Below are 20254 nucleotides of genomic sequence, written 5' to 3' on the forward strand. Positions count from 1 at the left end.
GTTAAACAGCCGCCGCTGCTACCTTTGCCTTGCCGATTTCCGCCAGACGCCGGGCGGCTGTCGGCGGGATGGGAAGATGCGGGTTATCGGCGATGGTTTCGACCAGCAATTCGTCGCTCGCCCTTTCCGTCTCCTCGATCAGCCGCGCGAAGAAGACATCCGGGTCCAGGCCGGGCTCGATCGGCGGCAGGATGCGCACCTTGAGGTGGCCGGGATATTTGCGGAAGGTGCGGCGAGGCCAGAACAGGCCGGGATGCATGGCAACCATGACGACGGGAATTCCGAGGTCGCGATACATGCGGGCGATGCCGTATTTGTAGACAGGCTCGGCACCCGGCGGGCGGCGCGTGCCTTCCGGATAGATGATCAGCTGGCGCCCGGTGGCGAGTTCTTCGCGCGTGCGCTTCAGGACGTCGAACATCACCTTGCCGCGCGCGCTGCGATCCACCGGGATCATTCGCTGCTTGCCGGCATACCAGCCGAACAGCGGGATCCACATCAGCTCGCGCTTGAGGATATAGACGGGGTCGTCGAGATAGGGGAGTAACGCGAAGGTATCCCAGAAGGACTGGTGCTTCGGTGCAAAGATGTAGCTGCCTTTCGGGATGTTCTCGAGGCCCTCGATCTCGAAAGTCGTGCCGACGATCTTTTCCATCAGCCAGGTGCTGGACTTCGCCCATGCCTTGGGGATTGCGTAGGCCGCCTTGCGCGGCATCAGGAAATAGATTGGCGTCAAAACGATCATGCGAATGATCAGATTGGCATAGAAGGCTACGTTGAACAGGATCGAACGCAATGTAATCATCGAGGCTTTCCCAATACACCAGCCTACGCCGGTATCCGATGGTTTGCCTACACGATTACGTCGTCAATAAAAAGTCGGCGCATGCTCGCTTTCGCGGGTCCAAGCTCTAATCGTCGTCGTCGAGCGGCTGGCGTGATCGCAAGCCGGTAGGACGTCCAAGGCCCGTCAGGTTGCGAGCCCCAGCGAGAAGGACCTTGGCATACTCCGAGATCATGGTGCGCAGCGCATTCGGATCCGTAAACCAGTTCTTGGCTTTCAAGTCGGAGTTGACGACCGGGTAGGGAATGAAATCGGTCGACGGGTCGACATATTTCAGTTCCGCCAGGCTTCGGGGCATATGGTAGTTGTTTGTGACTACGAGGACGCTCTTATAGCCCTTGGCGTGAATCCACTTTGCCGCTTCGCGGGCATTGCCGATGGTGTCGAGCGCGTCGTAGCCGATGTCGACGCAGCAGCTGAACAGATCGACCGAGCTTTGGGTCAACTTGCGGATCTGGGACGGTGTCGTGGTCGGATGCGCGCCTGAGATTAGCAAACGATTGCCGGCGCCGGAGCGCAGCAGCTCCACGGCCTGATCGATGCGCTGGTAACCGCCTGTCAACACGACGATGCCATCCGCCTTCGGATCGAGCGGCGGCTTCATCGTGGTGATCGAATCGACAAAATGTAGGAAGCCGCCGAAAACAATGGCGACGAAGAAAATGAAGGCGAAGCCCCCCCAGCGCAAAAGACGGCGGATCAGACTACGCCGCACGGGCCTGTCGCTGCGGGAGCGCTCCCGCAACGGCTGCGAACTCACGGTCTTGCGAGTCGTCAGATCCATGCTCATGATTCGTCATTATACGACAATTGCGGCAAGGAACGGGCTGCCGATCGGCAAAAAATCATCACTGCGTTATCAATTCTGCACACTGTCCGATCTTCCGGGGTCGGAACGGATCAAATCGATCTCGTAAATCGTGCGCATCACGGTGAAACGCGCCGTCAGTGTCGTGAGCAGCGCAATGACGATCATCGTCGCGAGAATGCCGAGATAGCCGAGCGCACCGACCGAAAACGTGCCGAAAAGGGCGGTCGCCTGGTCGGTTTGAGGTGTGGCGATCGTGCGGCTCTGCAGGAAGCCGGCACTGGCGAAGAAGAAGGCGGCGAGCGCGCTGCCCGCCGCCGATCCCTTGAGGCTGATTTTCAGGAAATGCTTCTGGAATTCCGTTGCGACGAAGGTGCTTTCGGCGCCGACGAAGTGCAGTACTTCGACGATATGCCTGTTGCCCGACAGTGCTCCGCGTGTCGCGAAAACCACGGTCAGCACCATGGCCGTGAAGACCAGCAGCAGAACGCCGGTGCCGATGAGAACCGTCGTATGAGCCATCGAGACGAGCCGGTCGACCCAGGTGCGATGGTCATCCAGCGTCGCCTGCGGGATCTGGGCCTTCAGCAGGCTGCGCATGGCCTCGAAATCCGGCGGATGCGTCTCGTCGATGGTGACGATGACGAGGCGTGGAACCGGCAGTTCCTTTATGTCGAGGCCGGCGCCGAGCCAAGGCTCCAGAAGGCGGGCGGTGGCCGCCTCATCGACGATCTGGCCCGACTTCGTGCCGACGAAGCTGAGCGCGATGTCGCGGGCGCTCGCCAGCGCCTTGTCCATTTCGAGATTGTCGTCCGGCTTGATCTGGATCGTGATCTCGCGGGAAATCTGGCTTTCCCAGCTGGCGGCCGTTGCCCGCACCATGCTGACCGCGCCGAGCGTCAGGCAGGCGAGAAAGGCCATGATGGCGATGACGACGATCAGCGCGTTGCCCTGGATATTCGAGGAGGGCACGATAGGTCCGGTCGGGCGCACGCGCATCTCCGGACGCCTGCGCTCCGGCGGCTGGCCGGTCGACGCCTGCTGCGGCTGCGGAGCTCTTGCGTTCGGGCTGTTCCTGCGGGGCGCTTGCTCAGTCATAGATATCGAGATGCCCTCCCGACAAGATCATGCGCCTGGCTTCGATCTGGTCCATCAGCGCGAGGTCATGCGTCGCGATGACGACAGCGGTGCCGAGACGATTGAGCTCCAGAAACAGATTGAGCAGCCGGCGTGCCATCGGCGGATCGACGTTGCCCGTGGGCTCGTCGGCAAGCAGGATTTCAGGACGGTCTATGAGGGCGCGGGCGATTGCGGCGCGCTGCTTCTCGCCGCCTGACAGCACCGGCGGCAGCACATTGATGCGCTCGCCAAGGCCGACCCACTTGAGCAGCTCCAGCACGTCGGTGCGATAAGAGCTTTCGTCCTTGCCGCGTACGCGCAGGGGCAGGGCGACGTTTTCGTAGGTGGTCAGATGCTCGAGCAGCCGGAAATCCTGAAAGACAATGCCGACGCGGCGGCGCAGCAGCGGCAGTTCGTTGCGCGGGATCGACGAAATCTCACGATCGAACATGCGGATCAGCCCACGAGTCGGCTGCAGCGACATGAACAGCAGCCGCAACAGCGTGGTCTTGCCGGCGCCGGAGGGGCCGGTCAGGAACTGGAACGATTTTCTCGGAATGTCGAAACTCAGGTCACGGAGGATTTCCGGACCCATGCCGTAGCGCAAACCGACGTTCTCAAAGTGAATCAACGGGCAGTCCAGTCTTCCGCGGTGTTCAATCAGGCGACTTGTTAACCACTGGCGTTAACAGCCGGTAAATTTTTCTGGAAAGGCGCCCGATTCATGGCGATCTTTGCGAAGCATTAACCAATAAAATTTACGACTGGGCAGGATTCGTTTCAATGCCCAGATTAGGAACGGGCGTTGAAACCATGTGGATCACCGAAATGGGAGGTCATCATGGGCGCTTTTCGCCACCGCCAGCAGCGGGCGGAGCTGGTTTATGACCTTATTCCGCCAGAACGCGGACAAGGGGCCGGCCAGGTACATCGCTTTGCGCCGAAACCGGACATCGTCGATGCCGAGTTCGTCACGGTATCCGGTGGCCGTAACCGAGGCACCTCTGGCGTCAACATGCGCTATGAGCGGCCGGCCGGAACAAGGCAGCGGCTGCGACCGACACGCTCGAACTGGCTTTCACGCATCCTGGCTGCATTCCGATCTATCGAGAATATTCTGCAGCAGGCTTCGCGCCGGAGTTTCGTGGCGCTTATCGTCTCGCTCGCCGTGTTGATCTTCGGTCTCTCCGGTGGATTTTCAGGTCTCTCCAGCGCCCCGATCGACCCGAACGGGGAGCCGCTGCAGTTTTCGCATGTGACGCTGATGCCGCGTGATGAAAACGGCCTGCGGGTGCTGACATTGAACGGCATTATCGAGAATGCCAGCGGCGCGACGCTTTCCGTTCCGCAGGTCCGCGCCAATCTTTTTGCCGGTGATCATCTGGTCAGAAGCGTTGTCGTGAACGTCTCGATCGACCGGCTCGGGCCACATGAAAGCCGAGGATTTTCGACGCGATTGCAGCATCCCGGCGGAAAAACGCCGGATGTTCGGCTCTCCTTTATGCCTTAAGGCATGATGCCGAAAAGTGTCGCCGGTTTTCGAGCGACACTGTTCGCTAGCCGTTCGAATTCCGGGTGGAATCGGATTTTAGGTCGAATCGGCCTAGAATCATTCGACTCTGGGGGTGTGTCGGGCTTGCTGATTGTGCTACGGGCTAGAGCTTGATCGGCGGCCAAGGGCCGCAAAGCCATGGAGCATGCCAATCAATGCCTGTCGTACGCGGGAAAAATATCGAGCCGCTTTTCACTGCCGAGCAGATTGCCGAGCGCAATCAGACCATGGCGAAGCAAATCGCCAGCGGGCCGACGAAGGATCTCCTCGTCATCGCAGTCCTCAAGGGCTCCTTCATTTTCGCAGCCGATCTGTTGCGCGCGCTGCATGAAACTGGCCTTGCTCCGGAAGTTGAATTCATCACTCTTTCCAGCTATGGCGCCGGCACGACCTCGCAGGGCGTGCGCATCGTCAAGGACATCGACAGCGACGTTAAGGATCGCGACGTTCTGCTGATCGACGATATTCTGGAATCGGGCCGCACGCTGCGTTTCGCCAAGGAACTGCTCTATGAGCGCGGCGCCCGTCACGTCAGCCTGGCCGTGCTGCTCGACAAGAGCGTGAAGCGCCAAGAGGAATTGGAAGCGGACTATGTCGGCTTCGAATGCCCGGATTATTTCGTTGTCGGATACGGCATGGACGTGGCTTACGCCTTCCGCGAATTGCCCTTCGTCGGTGTCGTCACGGGCGACGCCATCTCCTGAATCGACGTTAACGGAGACAGCTGTCACGGCTGTCCCATTCTGCTCCAGTGATGACGACTCATTAACCACGGAGCCCAATCGCCCCCTGTCGTTTACCTATCGCAAACGGAATTCTGGTGATTTCGGTCGCGGAACATGACGGACCAGGAGCATTGGGCCATGGCAAAAATTCTGATCACGGAAGACGAAGATTCGCTTCGCACCTTCGTCGCACGCGCGCTGCGCCTGGACGGCCACGAGACCGAAGAGGCCGCCGATGGCGCCGAAGGTTTGGAAAAGCTGCGGGAGGGCGGTTACGACTTGCTTCTTTCGGATATCCGCATGCCGGTCATGGACGGCATCGAGCTTGCGCACCAGGCGCATTCGACATGCCCAGGGATGAAGATCCTGCTGATGACCGGCTATGCTGAGCAGCGCGAGCGTGCCGACGACTTGATGGAAAAAATCGTCGATGTCGTCGCCAAGCCGTTTGCACTGCCAGATATCCGTAAGGCCGTTGCACGCGCATTGGCGGCCTAAGGCATTTCGACGTTTCTTCGCATCGCGAAAACGCCCTAGCCATTATTTCTGCGCATGCCGGACGAAACACGGTGGCGCGCTTTTCCCGCAAATATTCTCGATGACAAGCTTCGAAGCGCTGAACTGTTCCAGCGCTTCGCGTTGACGCTTGTCCGGATGGATGGCTCCGTGCGTCTGTCTTGAGATTGATCCAAGCCGTTCCCGCTTGTCCTACTGACCCAGATTCAGCAGTCGTTCCAGATAGCGCCGTTCGTCGCTCAAGGTAGGATTGTTGCTTAACCGTTCGCGAATGGCGTCGAGAATCTCGCGGGCGCGTTGGGCATCGATGATCTTCGGCACCATGTCCTTATCGGGACTGTCCAGCGGGCCATCCCGCAACCGGCCGAGTGGATCGCGGCCGCTCTGGCCGTTCTGGCCGCTTTGCCCCGGCATCTGCCCCTGGCCCTGACCTTGGCCCTGTTGCTGCATCTGCGCCATCAGCTGGTTCATCATGTCGCGGGTGCCCTTGCGCAGGGCGTCCAGCGCACGCCCCTGGCCCTGCACGGCGCCTTCGCCGTTGCCCTCGGTCAGCTGGCCCGAAGCGCCCTTCATTTCCTGCTGAGCCTTGCCGTAATTCTGGTTCGGCTTCATGCCGAGCGAGCCGAGATTTTTCTGGAGTTCGCCGAGCTGCTTTCCGAGATCGTCCTGCTGCTGGCGCAATTGTTTCAGTGCGTCGCGCAGCTGATCGGCTGTCATACCATCGGTCGGGTCGTTGCCCTTCTGACCGTTCTGATTCTGGTCTTGCTGCGGATCCTGCTGAGCCTGGTTGCGTTGCCCCATGTCCGGCCGCGCCTGGTCACCGAGGTTGGGTAGCGGCTGGTCCATCAAGCCGTCGCCGTCCTCATTGGAATCGCCGCGCTGCATGCGGTCGCGCATGGCCTGATCGAGCTTGAAGGTCTGGTCCATCAGCTTTTGTTGGTCGCGCATGATGCGGCCGAGCTTGTCCATCTGCTCACGCATCTTGTCATTCGCCTGGCCCTGCTGCTGCTGTCCGGGTTGCGGCTTGCCGGCCTGCAGGCTGTTCATCAATTGCTGCAGCTCAGAGAGCATCTGTTGCGCCGCCTGGCGATTCCCGGAGCGGGCAAGATTTTCGATCTGGTCCATCATGCGCTGCAGGTCCTGCTGGCGCAGGATGTTGGCGGAGCGCTGGTTAGGTTGAGCCGGCATGTTGCGCATGCGCTCGGCCAGTTCTTTCATATAGGCGTTCATCGCCTTGCGGAGTTCGTCGGTGAGCTTCTTGATTTCTGCGTCGGATGCATTGCGCTGCAGGGCATCGGAGAGCTTCTGCTGCGCGTCGCGCAGCGCTTTTTCCGCATCGGTCAGCTGTGCGTCTTCCATGCCGAGTGCGATCTGCCAGAGATAGTCAGCCGTATCCTTCAGCGAAGCCTCACCGCTTGCGAGCTTCATGCGCGTCAGCGCGGATTTGATTGCAAGGAAATTGCCGAGGCCGGGAATGGCTTCCTCCGGGCGGATGGTCAGCGACTTGTTGAGCTCGATCGCCTCCGGCATCTTGCGGGTATCGAGGGCGAAGACCTGGCGCTCTTCGGCAACGGCGGCCGCCAGCGGCTGGCTGAAATTGCGCGAGGGAAGTACCATTTCATAGGGAGCGCTGCGGCCGGTCTGTCCTGCGCCGTCCTTGGCGACAAGCGTGAGGCGAACGCGCTTGCCGGCAAGGGGATCCTGCGTCAGGTCGTGGCTTGCCAGGCCCTTGCCGTTGCGGCGGTCGCGACGTGGAACGTCAAGCTTGTATTCGGGAAGGCCGTAGAGCGGGGTGGCTGCCGCATCGGACTCCACGGGCACGATCTCGGCATGGGCTTCTTCGACGCCGTAATCGTCCTTCACCCGGAAGCCGAGTTCCAGAGCGCCGTTGGGGGATGCGTGCGGAACGCCGTCAAAGGCGATCTCGGGCGGCTTGTCGACGACCACATTGAAGGTCCATGATCGGCCGTTGACGGTCAGCGAGCCGGCCTTTTCCAGTTTCAGGACATGGGTATGGGAAATCATCCCGTCGGCGGCGGGGGAAATGGCGTTGCCAGGAGCTGCCGGTTGGGCAGCGGCGGGGCCTCCGCCGGTCGCCGACGCCTGCTTGTCCGTATCGGCCGCCTGTTCCGGAACTTCGACTCCCTTGTCGGTGCCTGCCGCCTGGAACAGGACCTTTTCATCCGCAGAGGTGCCGGTTACACGCACCGTCAGCTCGGAGAATTGCGGCACGTTGAGGTTATCGCTGGCATTGGCGACATTGCCGGTGAGATAGACCGGTGCCTCGCCGGTATAGTAGGGCGGCGTGACCCAGGCATCGACACGGACATCCGGATTGCTCGACATGGATGCTGGCGGCGTGAAGACGTCGCTCAGCGAGCCGCCGCTGTTGGACGTCGAAAAGCTGAAGGCCGTCACCAGCAGCAAAGCCGGAATGGCGCGCAGGGCGAAACGGTCGTAGCGCGCAATATCCGGTCGGGGCAGGCCGGCATCCAGTGCGGCAATGCGCTCCGCCATGCGGGTCTGGTGTTCGCGCCAAAGTGCCCGGGCGAAGGGGGTGTCGAGCGCCGGCTCGTCCTCCTGCACGGTGACGGGCTGATGCGCAAGGCCGTTGCGTTCCTCCAGAAGTCGGTCGGCTTCGGCGATCGTCGGCCGCCGCAGGCGGCGCAGCGGGTTGAGGGAGAAAACGAAACCGACAACGAAGACGGCAAGCAGCGAGAAACGCAGGACATCCGGTGCGATGCGGAAAATGCCGAACCATGCGGCAGAGAGGAACAGCGCAAGAATGGATGCCGGCAACAATAGCCGCGGCAGAAGCTGCTCCGAGACCAGCACGATCTGAGCAAACAGACGCTTGACCGCAACCATGCGCGCCAGCGCCGGACGGGTAGCGAAAGCACCCTTCTTAGGGTTGCTAGGGCTGGTCATCGGTCCGGTCTACTCCCGATCTGACGTTGATGGCCAATATATTTTCACAATTCCTCGAATTGCGAAGATATATTGGCGTCCTGCTTGTTTATGCATTCCGGACGGAAAACCGCTACGCACTCTTCCTCGAAATGCTCAAATTGCCTGTTGACTATGGCCGGGCGTCCCACACGTCCATGCTCGCAGCGCTCGGCTAGAGACCAATTGAACAAAGATAACATTCTTTGTGGCGAAGACGAGGGCAAGCGCCATGAAAGGCTGTTTTTTCATCGCACTTCGCCGAAACGTGATCGTTTCGGCAGGGCCGGACGGGATAGTTCGTTCCCGCCCGAATCCGTGGAACAAACCGACTACCCCTCGAGCCAGGCGGGAATGGAATCCAGCGCGATCAACTCCTCGTAGGTGCCGCGCGGGCGGATAACGTGGAATTCATTGCCCCTGACCAACACTTCCGGAACGAGAAGCCGGCTGTTGTAGGTGCCGGCCTGCACGGCCCCGTAAGCGCCGCCCGAGCTGACGGCGAGGAGATCGCCGGGCTTCGGCGCGGCCATGTCGCGGTCGAGCGCCAGATAGTCGCCGGTTTCGCACACGGGGCCAACGACGTCTGCCTTGATGCGCGGGGCATTGGCATCGCCGAGCGCAACCGGGCGGATCTCGTGATAGGCCTCGTAGAGTGTCGGGCGGATCAGGTCGTTCATTGCGCCGTCGACGATGACGAAGCTCTTGTCGCCTGCATCCTTCACGTAGATGACCTCGGTCACGAGAATTCCGGCATTGCCGACGATCAGGCGGCCGGGTTCTGTGACGATCCGGCAGTTGAGGCCGCGCAGCTGATTCTTGACGATATGCGCATAGGCTTCCGGCAGGGGCGGCGGATTGTTGTCGTCGCGATAGGGAATACCGAGGCCGCCGCCGATATCGACGTGATGAATGTCATGGCCATCGCCGCGCAGCGTTTCCACGAGATCGCGCAGCAGCTTGAAGGCGTCGTCGAAAGGCTGAAGTTCGGTAATCTGGCTGCCGATATGCATATCGATGCCGGTGACCTTGATCCCCGGCAGGCTGGCGGCGCGATTATACACGTCACGCGCCCGTTCCCAGGAAATGCCGAACTTGTTTTCCTTCTTGCCGGTCGAAATCTTCGCATGGGTGCGGGCATCGACATCGGGGTTGATGCGGAAGGAAACGGAGGCGATCTTGCCGGCGCGGACGGCGCGCTGGTTCAGCACTTCCAGCTCGGGCTCGGATTCGACGTTGAAGCAGTAGATGCCGGCTTCGAGCGCCACGTCCATTTCCTGTGCGGTCTTGCCGACGCCGGAAAACATGATGCGGCTTGCCGGGATTCCGGCGGCCAATGCACGGCGCAGCTCACCCACGGACACCACGTCGACTCCGGCGCCGAGGCGGCCGAGCGTCTTCAGCACCGCCTGGTTAGAATTGGCCTTCATGGCGTAGCACACCATGGCGTTGACATCGTCGAAGGCTTCCGAGAAGACCCGATAGTGCCGCTCCAGCGTCGCGGTCGAGTAGACATAGAACGGGGTGCCGACCGCCTTGGCGATCTCTGGAACCGGGACATCCTCAGCGTAGAGGATGCCGTCGCGATACTGAAAATGGTTCACGGCCGATGCCTATTTAGAGAAGCGGATCGAGGAAAAACTTCTTGTCTTCGGTGCCTGGCTGTTTGGTCGCCTTGCTGCTATCGCCGCCCTTCGTCGCATGAACACTCGGCGGGTCGAGATCGCCTTTGCGGCCACATCCGGCTACGGCAAGGCCGATGACCGAAAGCACCACGGTCATGCGGATGATATGCGGCATGTTGATCTGCATCGAAATCCTCTTGGGCGACAAAACGCGAAAGTCACTCTTCTTAGCGAAGTTTCCGCGTCTTGTGCACCCTGATTGTTGGAGTGCGGTTTCGGTACAGCATCGGCCCGAAAATCGGCATCGATTCTCGGAAAGCCTGATGCGTGGATTCAAAGAGATAGAGCGTCCTTTGCGCTTCCGAAAAGAAGCACGGCGCTCTAGTCTTTTCAGTTGCGAGCGCGCCAGAAAGCGATCTGCTTGCGCACTTCGGAAGGTGCAGTGCCGCCGAAGCTCTTGCGGCTGGCGACCGACGCCTCGACCGTCAGCACGTCGAAGATCTTGTCGGTGATATCGGGATGGATCGCCTGCAGATCCGCAAGCGAAAGCTCCGCCAGCTCGCAGGATTTGCTTTCCGCGAGCGCCACGGCGCGTCCCGTGACATGGTGGGCGTCGCGGAAGGGCAGGCCCGCTTCGCGTACCAGCCAATCGGCAAGATCCGTCGCGGTCGAATAGCCGGAGCCGGCGGCAGCCTTCATCCGGGCGGTATTGATCGTCAGGTCCCGTACCATACCGGTCATGGCGGCAATCGCCAGTTCGAGGCTTTCTGCGGCGTCGAAGACCTGTTCCTTGTCTTCCTGCATGTCCTTGGAATAGGCGAGCGGCAGGCCCTTCATGATGGTCAGCAGCGCCACCAGCGAGCCATTGATGCGGCCGGTCTTGGCGCGCACGAGCTCGGCGGCATCCGGGTTCTTTTTCTGCGGCATGATGGAGGAGCCGGTGGAGAAGGCGTCAGACAGGCGCACGAAGCCGAATTGCGGCGTCGACCAGATGACGATCTCTTCGGCGAGGCGCGACAGATGCATGCCGGCAATCGCAGCGATCGACAGGAATTCGATGGCAAAATCGCGGTCGGAGACGGTGTCGATCGAGTTGCGGGTCGGCTCACGGAAGCCGAGAGCCTTGGCCGTCATGTGACGGTCGATCGGGAAGCCGGTGCCGGCAAGGGCGGCAGCGCCGATCGGCGATTCATCCATGTGCTCGATGGCGTGGCGCACGCGCGAACGGTCGCGGCCGAACATCTCGACATAGGCCATGCAATGATGGCCGAAGGTGACGGGCTGTGCCGTCTGCAGATGGGTGAAGCCCGGCATGACGGTTTCAGCATGTTCTTCGGCGCGGTCGAGGAAGGCTGCGATCAGCTCGGTTAATGCCTGCTCGCACTTCTGCAGCTCTTCCTTCACCCAGAGGCGAAAATCGAGCGCCACTTGGTCGTTGCGCGAGCGGGCGGTGTGTAGGCGGCCGGCGGCGGGGCCGATCAGGGTCGCAAGCCGTGCCTCGATGTTCATGTGGATGTCTTCGAGGCGGCGCGAGAACTCGAAATTGCCGCTTTCGATCTCTGACAGGATCGTGTTCAGGCCGTGAACGATCTTGTCTTTATCCTCGGTCGAAATGATGCCTTGATGGGCGAGCATGCCTGCATGCGCGATTGAGCCGCGGATATCCTGTGCAAACAGCTTCTTGTCGAAACCGATCGAGGCATTTATCTCCTCCATGATCGCCGCGGGGCCGGAAGCGAAACGCCCGCCCCACATCTGGTTGGAGGATTTGGTGTCCGTGCCGTCAGTCATGAGATGCCCACCTGGAGAATGTAATGACAGCAAAGAAGCCGTTCGGTCTGCCGTCCATGAAACTCGTTCTGTTTGCCGCCGTCGCTGGGGTCATTGCCGGTGCGGCAGCGGTATACGTGAAGGAGGCGGGGTATGGCAATGGCATTGGTGAAACGGCCTCCGCCGATCAATGCGCGGCGGCCAAGGATCGCGGCGCGGCGCTGACGCCTTTCACCAAGGGGCAAGTCGCCGCGATGAGCGCCCCGCCCGCGCCGGTCTCGCTCCGCGACATCGCCTTCAAGGGGCCGGAGGGGCAGCCGCTGACGGTCGCGAGCTTTGCCGGCAAGACGCTACTCTTGAATGTCTGGGCGACATGGTGTGTGCCGTGCCGTGAAGAAATGCCGGCATTGAACGCGCTGGAGAAGAGCGTCGGAGGCGACAAGTTCGAAGTGGTCGCCGTCAATATCGATACCGGCGACGAGGAAAAAACCAAGGCGTTCCGCACGGAATATGCCATCGACAAGCTCGGCCATTACCGTGACAACACCATGGGCGTGTTCAACGTGCTGAAGAAGCAGGGGCTGGCTTTCGGTCTTCCGGTGACGCTACTCGTCGACGACAAGGGCTGCTTGATTTCGGCAATGAACGGTCCGGCCGCCTGGGATAGCGACGACGCCAAGAAGCTGGTGAAGGCGGCTGCGGGGATCTGACGTTTCTTGCCCGACCACCCGCCCTCGCCCTTTGAGGGTCGCTTGCGCTCCCGCCTCAGGGTGAGGGCTAATCTCTTGTGTTCGTTGAGATTTTTGGCATGCTCGGTTCGGTTGGAGGACGGCCTGCTCCGGCCTCATCCTGACGTGCGCGGGCGGAAGTCCGGAGCCTCGAAGGACGAGGGTCGGCTCCTCTCGCGCCGAAAACCTACCGCGTCGGAACCGGCACTTCGCCGCGATAGTCGTAGAAACCGCGGCCAGATTTGCGGCCGAGCCAGCCGGCTTCGACATATTTCACCAGGAGCGGGCAGGGGCGATACTTCGAATCGGCCAGGCCGTCGTGCAGCACCTGCATGATCGACAGGCAGGTATCAAGGCCAATGAAGTCTGCGAGCTGCAGCGGTCCCATCGGATGGTTGGCGCCGAGCCGCATGGCGGTATCGATGGCGTCGACCGTGCCGACACCTTCATAAAGCGTGTAGATCGCTTCGTTGATCATAGGCAGCAGGATGCGGTTGACGATGAAGGCGGGGAAGTCTTCCGCGACGGTGATCGTCTTTTCCAGCGAGCTGACATATTCCTTGGCAGCCGAGAAGGTGGTTTCATCGGTCGCAATGCCCCGCACCAGTTCCACCAGCTTCATCACCGGGACCGGGTTCATGAAGTGGATGCCCATGAAGCGCTCCGGCCGATCCGTGGCGGAGGCCAGACGGGTGATCGACAGCGACGACGTGTTGGTGGCAAGAAGCGCTTCGGGCTTCAGCACAGGGCAGACCTGCGAGTAGATCTTGCGCTTGACGCTTTCGTCTTCGGTTGCGGCCTCGATGGCGAGGTCGACCTGGGCGAGATCGTTGAGATCGTTCGAGCCGGTAATGCGGGCGAGCGCTGCCTTACGGTCCTCGTCGCTGGTCTTGCCTGACGTAACTTGCCGGGCAAGATTGCCGTTGATGGTGGCAAGCCCGCTTTCGATGCGATCCTGCGACAGATCGTAGATGTGAACCTTGTAGCCGGCCATGGCGGATACGTGGGCGATGCCGCAGCCCATCTGGCCCGCGCCAATAATACCGATCGTCTTCAGCGAACTCATTGCCAACTCCCCGGCGCGCTCCTGGCCTTGCGCTATGCTCTTAACCTAAATTTGCCGGGCCATTTCTAGCCCGGCAAAGATTGATAGACCTATAAGAGACGATTTTCCAGTCTCTCGCAACTGCGAGAAAAATAATCGGCGCGATCAAAGCGCCTTTTGCAATTCCGGCAGCGCTTCGAAGAGGTCTGCGACGAGACCATAGTCGGCGATCTGGAAGATTGGGGCTTCCTCGTCCTTGTTGATGGCGACGATGACCTTCGARTCCTTCATACCGGCCAGATGCTGGATAGCACCGGAGATGCCGCAGGCGATATAGAGCTGCGGTGCGACCACCTTGCCGGTCTGGCCGACCTGCCAATCGTTCGGGGCRTAGCCGGCATCGACGGCGGCGCGCGATGCACCGACGGCRGCRCCGAGCTTGTCGGCGACGGGCAGGATGACTTCCTGGAACTTCTCCGCAGAGCCGAGTGCACGGCCACCCGAGATGATGATCTTGGCAGAGGTCAGCTCCGGACGATCCGATGTCGACAATGCGTCGCCGACGAAGGAGGAAAGAGCAGGGTCGGCTGCGGCCGATACGCTCTCGATCGCTGCATTGCCGCTTGCATCCGCCGCCGCGAAGGAGGCCGTGCGCACGGTGATGACCTTCTTTGCGTCAGTCGACTGCACGGTCTGGATGGCGTTGCCGGCATAGATCGGCCGCTTGAAGGTATCGGCCGAGACGACCTCGATGATTTCCGAGACCTGGGCAACGTCGAGCAGGGCTGCGACGCGCGGCAGAACATTCTTGCCGACCGAAGTCGCAGCACCGATGATGGTGTCATAGGCGCCGGCAAGTGAAACGATCAGCGCTGCCAAAGGCTCGGCGAGATTGTTGGCAAGGCTTGCATCCTCGGCAACCAGTACCTTGGAAACGCCCGACAACTTTGCTGCCTGTTCGCCGGCAGCCTTGGCACCAGCACCTGCGACGAGCACATGTACGTCGCCGCCGATTTTCGTTGCGGCCGTCAGCGCCTTGGCGGTCTGGTCGGAGAGGTGGGCATTGTCGTGATCAGCCAGAAGAAGAATGGCCATGATGTCTAACTCCTCGTTCGGACTGGGTTACAGGACGCCGGCTTCGGTCTTGAGCTTTTCGACGAGCTCGGCAACCGACTTGACCTTRACGCCAGCCTTGCGGCCGCCGGGCTCTTCGGTCTTCAAAACCTTCAGACGCGGCTCGGTGGAGACGCCGAAATCGGCCGGCGACTTCTTGTCGAGCGGCTTCTTCTTGGCCTTCATGATGTTCGGCAGCGAGGCGTAGCGCGGTTCGTTSARGCGMAGRTCCGTCGTCACGACGGCCGGMAGCTTGACCTCGATGGTCTGCAGACCGCCGTCRACTTCGCGGGTCACCTTTGCCTTGCCATCACCGATCTCGATCTTGGAGGCGAAGGTTGCCTGCGCCGTGCCGAGCAGTGCCGCCAGCATCTGGCCGGTYTGGTTGCTATCGTCGTCGATCGCCTGCTTGCCGACGATGATGAGGCCTGGCTGTTCGGCTTCGGTGACACCCTTGAGGATCTTGGCAACGGCCAGCGGCTCGACGGCATCGTCGGTTTCCACGAGGATGGCGCGGTCGGCGCCCATGGCGAGTGCCGTGCGCAGCGTCTCTTCGGCCTTGGCCGGTCCGATCGATACGACCACCACTTCCTCGGCCTTGCCRGCTTCCTTCAGACGCAGCGCCTCTTCGACCGAGATCTCGTCGAACGGATTCATCGACATCTTCACGTTCGACAGCTCAACGCCAGATCCATCCGGCTTCACGCGGATCTTCACGTTGTAGTCAACAACCCGCTTAACTGGCACCAGTATCTTCATGGAATCCTTCCTTCAACATGACCGCCCGAGAGCATGCGCTGTTTAGCGCCACTCCATTTGTCGAATGGCGACATGGATACGCGTTTTTTTCCCAATTACAACGCTTCCAGGCCGCAGAGAGACGAATTGCCCCAAAGGCATAAATAACGTTTACGTCAACGTCAATAAGGCAATGATAAGTAAACCAGGCCGACCGTTAGCGATTCTGGCCGGGAACCCAAAGCACATCGGCGCGCCCGCAATCATTGGCGTGGCGCGCTGCGACGAACAGGAAATCGGACAGCCGATTGATGTATTTCAGTGCCGCCGAGCTGACCCTCTCGCCCTCGCTGCGCGAAAGCGCCACCATCAGGCGCTCGCCACGTCGCGCAATCGTGCGGGCAACGTGCAGATGGGCCGATGCCGCGCTCCCGGCGGGAAGAACGAAAGACCTCAGAGGCTCTAGATCAGCATTCAGCAGATCGATGTCGTGCTCGATGCGCTCGACTTGATGATCGACGATACGCAACGGCTCATAGGCTGGTGGTTCGTCCGTTTCAGGCGTCGACAGATCGGCGCCGAGATCGAAAAGATCGTTCTGAATGCGTATCAGCATGGCGTCGAGATCGGGCATATCGGCAGTGTGCAGCCGCGCGACGCCGATGGCGGAATTGGTTTCGTCGATGGTGCCGTAGCTTTCGACGCGCAGATCGTGTTTCAGCCGTCTCGGGCCGGAGACGAGGCCCGTGGTGCCGTCATCGCCGGTCTTGGTATAGATCTTGTTGAGCTTGACCATCGTCTTCCTATGGTTAGAGCCTTTTCGCTCTTCTTCGGATCGCGAAACGCTCTATCCCTATGGTTTCACGCAAATCAGGACAGAAAACCTGAATCTGCTCTAGGCCGGGCGGCCGCCGCCTGTGAGCCACAGCGTCAGCATGATCAGGATGACCGCGACTGCCTGCAGCAGAACGCGCAGCTGCATCAGCCGGTTCGAGAGATTGGGATTATCGCCTTTCATCATGTTCAGCAGGCCGCGAATGAGAACAATCGCGACGAGGCCCATGACAATGATGGCGGCAACATAAGTAACGGTCGACATGGCTCCTCCACCCTTGTCTTCGCGGCAACCCGGCTTTTCATGGAAGCTCGGAGTTGCGCTATATCATCGTTTCCGAGCAATCACGGAGAAAAAACGCTCTGCGATTTTCCCTGGATTGCTCTAATCCAGCCGGCGCATCAGACGATAGAAAAGATTAGCCGGCAATAGCCTTTTCAAGAGAACACCCTGCTTGGCGGGTGTCGTTACCAGATAATGTGGGCGTGGGTTGCTCACATTTAAAGCTGATTTTAGCACATCATAGACCGCTTCGGGGCCTAATTTATGTTTGTTGATCGGCCCGGAACCATCCAGGCGCCGCAACTGCCGCCGATATTCGGCGGCATGGACGGAGCCTTCGAGGTCGATATGCTCGTGAACCTTGGCGAGTGCATTGGCAGTGAAGCGTGTCGCAATCGGACCGGGCTCGATCAGGCTCACATGGATGCCGCTATCCTGCAGCTCCATTCGGAGTGTGATCGTCAGTCCCTCCAGGGCGAATTTCGAGGCGGTATAGGCACCGCGGAAGCGATAAGGGATGAGGCCGAGGATGGACGAGCAATTGACGATGCGGCCGTGACCCTGCTTGCGCATCAGCGGAATGATCTGGCGCGTCAACTCGTGCCAGCCGAAGAAGTTCGTTTCGAACTGCGCCCGCAGCACATCGGTCGAAAGGTCTTCGACCGCGCCGGTCTGGCCGTAGGCGCCATTGTTGAAAAGGGCGTCGATATGGTCGCCTGTGCGCTCGCGCACCGTTGCTACGGTTGCGGAAATCGTCTCCGGCCTGGTGTAGTCGAGGAGAAGTGCTTCGATGCCGTCGGCCTCCAGCGATGCCAGGTCCTCTTCCTTGCGCACCGTTGCAAAGACACGCCATCCATCTGCCTTTAGCGCCCGCGCGCAATAGGCGCCGATTCCAGACGAGCAACCAGTCAGCAGGATAATGCGTTGTTCCGTCATGGGATGATTCCTGTACAAAGCACGTCTCGTTTCCCATATTCAGGGACCTGATACAATCGACAACCGGCGGATGAATGCCGATGTCAGCGGAGATGGAATGCCGACAGCCCTGCGGACGATTTACAAGGTGATCTACGACGCGGTGTTCCACTTCGTCGAGGATGACGGGTTCGCCATGGCAAGCCATGTAGCGCTTTCGACGCTGCTGGCGGTTTTCCCCTTTCTGATCTTCGGTACGGCGCTGGCAAGCTTTCTCGGCGCCAGCCAATTTTCGTCGACGGCTGTGCATCTGATCTTCGACACCTGGCCGGAGGCGATCGCCAAGCCTTTGGCGGATCAGGTCGTGCAGGTTCTGACGATCCCGCGCGGCGGCCTATTGACGATCTCCGTGCTTGCGGCAGCCTACTTCGCCTCGAACGGCGTCGAGGCACTGCGCATATCACTCAATCGTGCCTATCGCGTGCTGGAAACCAGACCGTGGTATTTCAACCGTCTCGCCAGTCTCGGCTATGTGCTGATCGCGGTGCTGATCTTTGCCATCCTCAGCATCCTGCTCGTCGCGGTGCCGCTTGCGCTCAACTACACCAGGCAATGGCTGCCGAAGCTCGCCGATATTCTCGACATCGTCTTTAGCTGGCGGATTTACGGTACGATCTTCCTGCTTCTGGCCGGGCTGATGATCCTGCACCTGTGGCTTGCGGCCGGGCGCAGGCGATTGCTCGATGTCATTCCCGGCGTGATCCTGACGCTGGTCTTTTGGTCGATCGGGGCGTTGCTCTTTGCCTATTATCTCTCGACCTTTGCCAACTACACCGCCACCTATGCCGGCCTGGCGTCGGTGATGATCGTGCTGATCTTTCTCTATATGCTGGCGGTGATCTTCATCATGGGGGCAGAGATCAACGCGGCATTGATGAAGTTCCGCGTGCGGCGGCTGCTCTTCGGTAAGGCGGCGAGTCGTGCAATAGAAGGCCCACCGGAAAAGCCGGCGTCAGAGGCCGATGCGGCGGCGAAGCTCCGCCGGTGACCAGCCCTGACGGCGCCATTCGGCAATGCCGGTATCGCCCATGCTCTTGGAGAGCTTCTTGCCGTCGCTGCCGAGGAAGAGGCGATGGTGGTGATAGAGCGGCTCGGGCAGGCCAAGCAATGTCTGCAGCAGGCGATGGATCGATGTGGCGTGGAAAAGGTCGAGCCCGCGCACGACATGGGTAATGCCCTGCACCGCATCGTCGACGACGACTGAGAGATGGTAGCTTGAGGGGGCATCGGAGCGCGAAAGCACGACGTCGCCCCAGGTCGCCGGGTTGGCAGAGATAGCGCCCGTCTCGCCATCGCCGCTCTCTTGCCAATGAAGCGGCTCGACTATTGCTGTCAGCGCCTTTTCCATGTCGAGACGCCAGGCATGTTTCATGCCTGACGCCAGCAAGCGCCGCCGTTCGTCATCGCTGCGCTCGCGATCGTCAGGGGGATAGAGCGGCGTACCGTCGGGGTCGCGCGGCCATGGCGCGCCGTTCGCCTCAAAGGCAGCAACGCGTGCCTTGACCTCTCTGCGCGTGAGGAAGGCGGGGTAGACGAGGCTGCGCTCGATGAGGATCTGCAGCGCTTCCTGATAAGCAGGGAAATGTTCGGACTGGCGACGCACCGGCTCCTGCCAGCGAAGGCCGAGCCAGGAAAGATCGGTATAGATGCCCTTTTCGAAATCGGGTGTGCAGCGCGTCTGATCTATGTCTTCGATGCGCAGGAGGAAATCGCCGCCCGCCTTTTCCGCCATCTCGCAATTGAGGATGGCGGACAGGGCGTGGCCAAGATGCAGCGGGCCATTGGGGCTTGGAGCAAAACGGAATTTCGATTTTTGACGGGGAATCTCGATCATGCTTTCTTCTGCCACGAAATCGAGTCGGGGACTACGAGACACCATGCAGATCATACGCGACGATTGCGACATCGAACGAGGGCTGGCCGCGCTCCTGGAGCTTGATCCGCGCCTGCGGCAGGTTGCCGCAGAGGCCGGCGCCTTGCCGCTGCGGCTGCGGCAACCAGGCTTCGAAGGGCTTGCCCATATCATCGTTTCGCAGGTCGTTTCGCGCGCCAGCGCCGATGCGATCTGGGGCAAGATGATCGCCGGGATGGGGCAGGTGACTGCCGAAGGCTATGTCGGCCTCGAGCCGGAGGCCTGGCGAAGCTTCGGCCTGTCGCGAATCAAGCATGATACGCTGGCGCGCGTCGCCGATGCCGTTGCCGGCGGCAGCCTCGATCTGCATGCGCTCAGCGTCGAAACGCCGGAAAAGGCGCTTGCCGAGTTGACGTCGATCAAGGGAATCGGCCCCTGGACGGCCGAGGTTTACCTGATGTTCTGCGGCGGTCACGCAGATGTGTTTCCGGCCGGCGATGTGGCACTGCAGGCGGCTGTTGGCATGGCTTTCGGCCACGAAGTCCGGCCGGTTGCCAAGGCAGTTGCCCGGGAAGCCTTGATTTGGGCGCCTTGGCGCTCGGTCGCGGCTCGTCTTTTCTGGGCCTATTACGCCGTGAAAACGCGGCGGGATGCGCTGCCGATAGTTTAATCGGCCGCCCTTGCAGATCGGCCTGTACGCACTGAATTTATTGGACTTCACAATCCTGTAACAACCGGCCTAATATACAGGTGTAGATGCCGAATCGATCAGGAGGGTTCC

General features: G+C 60.5%; 21 protein-coding genes. 6 read left to right on the plus strand and 15 right to left on the minus strand.

Annotated features, from left to right (window positions below; genetic code table 11):
* Position 1: 1 nt before the first annotated feature.
* From QD461_RS06775 to ftsE, 4 genes are all read right to left on the minus strand, one after another.
* The gene (locus QD461_RS06775; protein WP_184709974.1) at positions 2–805 is read right to left on the minus strand and encodes a lysophospholipid acyltransferase family protein; all 804 of its coding nucleotides are present in this window, start codon (positions 803–805) and stop codon (positions 2–4) included.
* Between the two features lie 106 nt (positions 806–911).
* Positions 912–1628, minus strand: coding sequence for a YdcF family protein (locus QD461_RS06780; protein WP_409527718.1), 717 nt, complete (start codon positions 1626–1628; stop codon positions 912–914).
* A 75-nt stretch (positions 1629–1703) separates the two neighbouring features.
* Positions 1704–2750, minus strand: a complete 1047-nt coding sequence (locus QD461_RS06785; RefSeq protein ID WP_414087019.1) for a cell division protein FtsX — start codon at positions 2748–2750, stop codon at positions 1704–1706.
* Positions 2743–3402 carry a cell division ATP-binding protein FtsE gene (gene ftsE / locus QD461_RS06790; protein WP_015341323.1) on the minus strand — a complete coding sequence of 220 codons (660 nt, stop codon included), beginning with the start codon at positions 3400–3402 and terminating at the stop codon, positions 2743–2745. Before ftsE ends, QD461_RS06785 begins: the two co-directional genes overlap by 8 nt.
* Before the next feature lie 210 nt (positions 3403–3612).
* Here ftsE and QD461_RS06795 point away from each other — a divergent pair, with 210 nt between their 5' ends.
* The 3 genes from QD461_RS06795 (at position 3613) to QD461_RS06805 (ending at position 5546) form a co-directional block, all read left to right on the plus strand.
* On the plus strand, positions 3613–4281 hold the full coding sequence (locus QD461_RS06795; RefSeq protein WP_414087020.1) for an FxLYD domain-containing protein: 669 nt from the start codon (positions 3613–3615) through the stop codon (positions 4279–4281).
* Positions 4282–4478: 197 nt separating this feature from the next.
* Positions 4479–5027 (plus strand): hypoxanthine phosphoribosyltransferase, encoded by a 549-nt coding sequence (gene hpt, locus QD461_RS06800; protein WP_414087021.1) that lies wholly within the window; start codon positions 4479–4481, stop codon positions 5025–5027.
* Positions 5028–5186: 159 nt separating this feature from the next.
* Positions 5187–5546 (plus strand): response regulator, encoded by a 360-nt coding sequence (locus QD461_RS06805; protein WP_184709966.1) that lies wholly within the window; start codon positions 5187–5189, stop codon positions 5544–5546.
* A 210-nt stretch (positions 5547–5756) separates the two neighbouring features.
* Here the strand turns inward: QD461_RS06805 and QD461_RS06810 are convergent, their stop codons facing one another.
* The 4 genes from QD461_RS06810 to argH all read right to left on the minus strand — a co-directional run bounded on the left by QD461_RS06810 (position 5757) and on the right by argH (position 11926).
* Positions 5757–8492: a TIGR02302 family protein gene (locus QD461_RS06810; protein ID WP_414087022.1), complete on the minus strand. Its 2736-nt coding sequence runs from the start codon at positions 8490–8492 to the stop codon at positions 5757–5759.
* Positions 8493–8842: 350 nt separating this feature from the next.
* A complete protein-coding gene (gene lysA, locus QD461_RS06815; RefSeq protein ID WP_414087023.1) occupies positions 8843–10114 on the minus strand; it encodes a diaminopimelate decarboxylase in 1272 nt (423 codons plus the stop codon).
* Between the two features lie 13 nt (positions 10115–10127).
* Complete coding sequence (gene lptM / locus QD461_RS06820; RefSeq protein ID WP_414087024.1) at positions 10128–10322, minus strand: LPS translocon maturation chaperone LptM; 195 nt, start codon at positions 10320–10322, stop codon at positions 10128–10130.
* 203 nt (positions 10323–10525) lie between these two features.
* Positions 10526–11926 (minus strand): argininosuccinate lyase, encoded by a 1401-nt coding sequence (argH, locus tag QD461_RS06825; protein ID WP_414087026.1) that lies wholly within the window; start codon positions 11924–11926, stop codon positions 10526–10528.
* A gap of 23 nt (positions 11927–11949) precedes the next feature.
* On the opposite strand from argH, the gene tlpA reads away from it, so the two are divergent.
* Positions 11950–12615, plus strand: coding sequence for a thiol:disulfide interchange protein TlpA (gene tlpA / locus QD461_RS06830; RefSeq protein ID WP_414087027.1), 666 nt, complete (start codon positions 11950–11952; stop codon positions 12613–12615).
* 205 nt (positions 12616–12820) lie between these two features.
* On the opposite strand, the gene QD461_RS06835 is transcribed toward tlpA, so the two are convergent.
* The 6 genes from QD461_RS06835 to QD461_RS06860 form a co-directional block, all read right to left on the minus strand.
* On the minus strand, positions 12821–13699 hold the full coding sequence (locus QD461_RS06835; protein WP_184709952.1) for a 3-hydroxybutyryl-CoA dehydrogenase: 879 nt from the start codon (positions 13697–13699) through the stop codon (positions 12821–12823).
* Positions 13700–13843: 144 nt separating this feature from the next.
* Complete coding sequence (locus tag QD461_RS06840; protein WP_414087028.1) at positions 13844–14773, minus strand: electron transfer flavoprotein subunit alpha/FixB family protein; 930 nt, start codon at positions 14771–14773, stop codon at positions 13844–13846.
* A gap of 27 nt (positions 14774–14800) precedes the next feature.
* Positions 14801–15550: an electron transfer flavoprotein subunit beta/FixA family protein gene (locus tag QD461_RS06845; RefSeq protein ID WP_414087029.1), complete on the minus strand. Its 750-nt coding sequence runs from the start codon at positions 15548–15550 to the stop codon at positions 14801–14803.
* Positions 15551–15746: 196 nt separating this feature from the next.
* Positions 15747–16325, minus strand: coding sequence for a cob(I)yrinic acid a,c-diamide adenosyltransferase (locus tag QD461_RS06850; protein WP_414087030.1), 579 nt, complete (start codon positions 16323–16325; stop codon positions 15747–15749).
* Positions 16326–16424: 99 nt separating this feature from the next.
* Positions 16425–16628 (minus strand): twin transmembrane helix small protein, encoded by a 204-nt coding sequence (locus QD461_RS06855; protein ID WP_015341309.1) that lies wholly within the window; start codon positions 16626–16628, stop codon positions 16425–16427.
* 120 nt (positions 16629–16748) lie between these two features.
* Positions 16749–17582 carry an SDR family oxidoreductase gene (locus QD461_RS06860; RefSeq protein ID WP_414087031.1) on the minus strand — a complete coding sequence of 278 codons (834 nt, stop codon included), beginning with the start codon at positions 17580–17582 and terminating at the stop codon, positions 16749–16751.
* A 97-nt stretch (positions 17583–17679) separates the two neighbouring features.
* On the opposite strand from QD461_RS06860, the gene QD461_RS06865 reads away from it, so the two are divergent.
* Positions 17680–18609, plus strand: coding sequence for a YihY/virulence factor BrkB family protein (locus QD461_RS06865; protein WP_414087032.1), 930 nt, complete (start codon positions 17680–17682; stop codon positions 18607–18609).
* Here the strand turns inward: QD461_RS06865 and gluQRS are convergent.
* On the minus strand, positions 18574–19455 hold the full coding sequence (gluQRS, locus tag QD461_RS06870; protein ID WP_414087033.1) for a tRNA glutamyl-Q(34) synthetase GluQRS: 882 nt from the start codon (positions 19453–19455) through the stop codon (positions 18574–18576). The genes QD461_RS06865 and gluQRS overlap by 36 nt on opposite strands.
* Here gluQRS and QD461_RS06875 point away from each other — a divergent pair.
* Entirely contained in the window at positions 19454–20143 is a 690-nt protein-coding gene (locus QD461_RS06875) for a DNA-3-methyladenine glycosylase family protein (protein WP_414087035.1), read from the plus strand. The genes gluQRS and QD461_RS06875 overlap by 2 nt on opposite strands.
* Positions 20144–20254 lie beyond the last annotated feature (111 nt).

It is taken from the genome of Rhizobium sp. BR 314, from assembly GCF_047445805.1.
Taxonomy (GTDB): domain Bacteria; phylum Pseudomonadota; class Alphaproteobacteria; order Rhizobiales; family Rhizobiaceae; genus Rhizobium; species Rhizobium lusitanum_B.

Excerpts from the sequence above, each read along its gene's own strand:
- QD461_RS06780 (WP_409527718.1), bottom strand. The coding sequence starts at position 1,628 with ATGGATCTGACGACTCGCAAGACCGTGAGTTCGCAGCCGTTGCGGGAG.
- QD461_RS06855 (WP_015341309.1), bottom strand. The coding sequence starts at position 16,628 with ATGTCGACCGTTACTTATGTTGCCGCCATCATTGTCATGGGCCTCGTC.
- QD461_RS06805 (WP_184709966.1), top strand. The coding sequence starts at position 5,187 with ATGGCAAAAATTCTGATCACGGAAGACGAAGATTCGCTTCGCACCTTC.
- hpt (WP_414087021.1), top strand. The coding sequence starts at position 4,479 with ATGCCTGTCGTACGCGGGAAAAATATCGAGCCGCTTTTCACTGCCGAG.
- lptM (WP_414087024.1), bottom strand. The coding sequence starts at position 10,322 with ATGCAGATCAACATGCCGCATATCATCCGCATGACCGTGGTGCTTTCG.
- QD461_RS06875 (WP_414087035.1), top strand. The coding sequence starts at position 19,454 with ATGCTTTCTTCTGCCACGAAATCGAGTCGGGGACTACGAGACACCATG.
- QD461_RS06775 (WP_184709974.1), bottom strand. The coding sequence starts at position 805 with ATGATTACATTGCGTTCGATCCTGTTCAACGTAGCCTTCTATGCCAAT.
- argH (WP_414087026.1), bottom strand. The coding sequence starts at position 11,926 with ATGACTGACGGCACGGACACCAAATCCTCCAACCAGATGTGGGGCGGG.
- QD461_RS06835 (WP_184709952.1), bottom strand. The coding sequence starts at position 13,699 with ATGAGTTCGCTGAAGACGATCGGTATTATTGGCGCGGGCCAGATGGGC.
- QD461_RS06795 (WP_414087020.1), top strand. The coding sequence starts at position 3,613 with ATGGGCGCTTTTCGCCACCGCCAGCAGCGGGCGGAGCTGGTTTATGAC.
- QD461_RS06860 (WP_414087031.1), bottom strand. The coding sequence starts at position 17,582 with ATGACGGAACAACGCATTATCCTGCTGACTGGTTGCTCGTCTGGAATC.
- QD461_RS06850 (WP_414087030.1), bottom strand. The coding sequence starts at position 16,325 with ATGGTCAAGCTCAACAAGATCTATACCAAGACCGGCGATGACGGCACC.
- QD461_RS06865 (WP_414087032.1), top strand. The coding sequence starts at position 17,680 with ATGCCGACAGCCCTGCGGACGATTTACAAGGTGATCTACGACGCGGTG.
- QD461_RS06810 (WP_414087022.1), bottom strand. The coding sequence starts at position 8,492 with ATGACCAGCCCTAGCAACCCTAAGAAGGGTGCTTTCGCTACCCGTCCG.
- QD461_RS06785 (WP_414087019.1), bottom strand. The coding sequence starts at position 2,750 with ATGACTGAGCAAGCGCCCCGCAGGAACAGCCCGAACGCAAGAGCTCCG.
- tlpA (WP_414087027.1), top strand. The coding sequence starts at position 11,950 with ATGACAGCAAAGAAGCCGTTCGGTCTGCCGTCCATGAAACTCGTTCTG.
- gluQRS (WP_414087033.1), bottom strand. The coding sequence starts at position 19,455 with ATGATCGAGATTCCCCGTCAAAAATCGAAATTCCGTTTTGCTCCAAGC.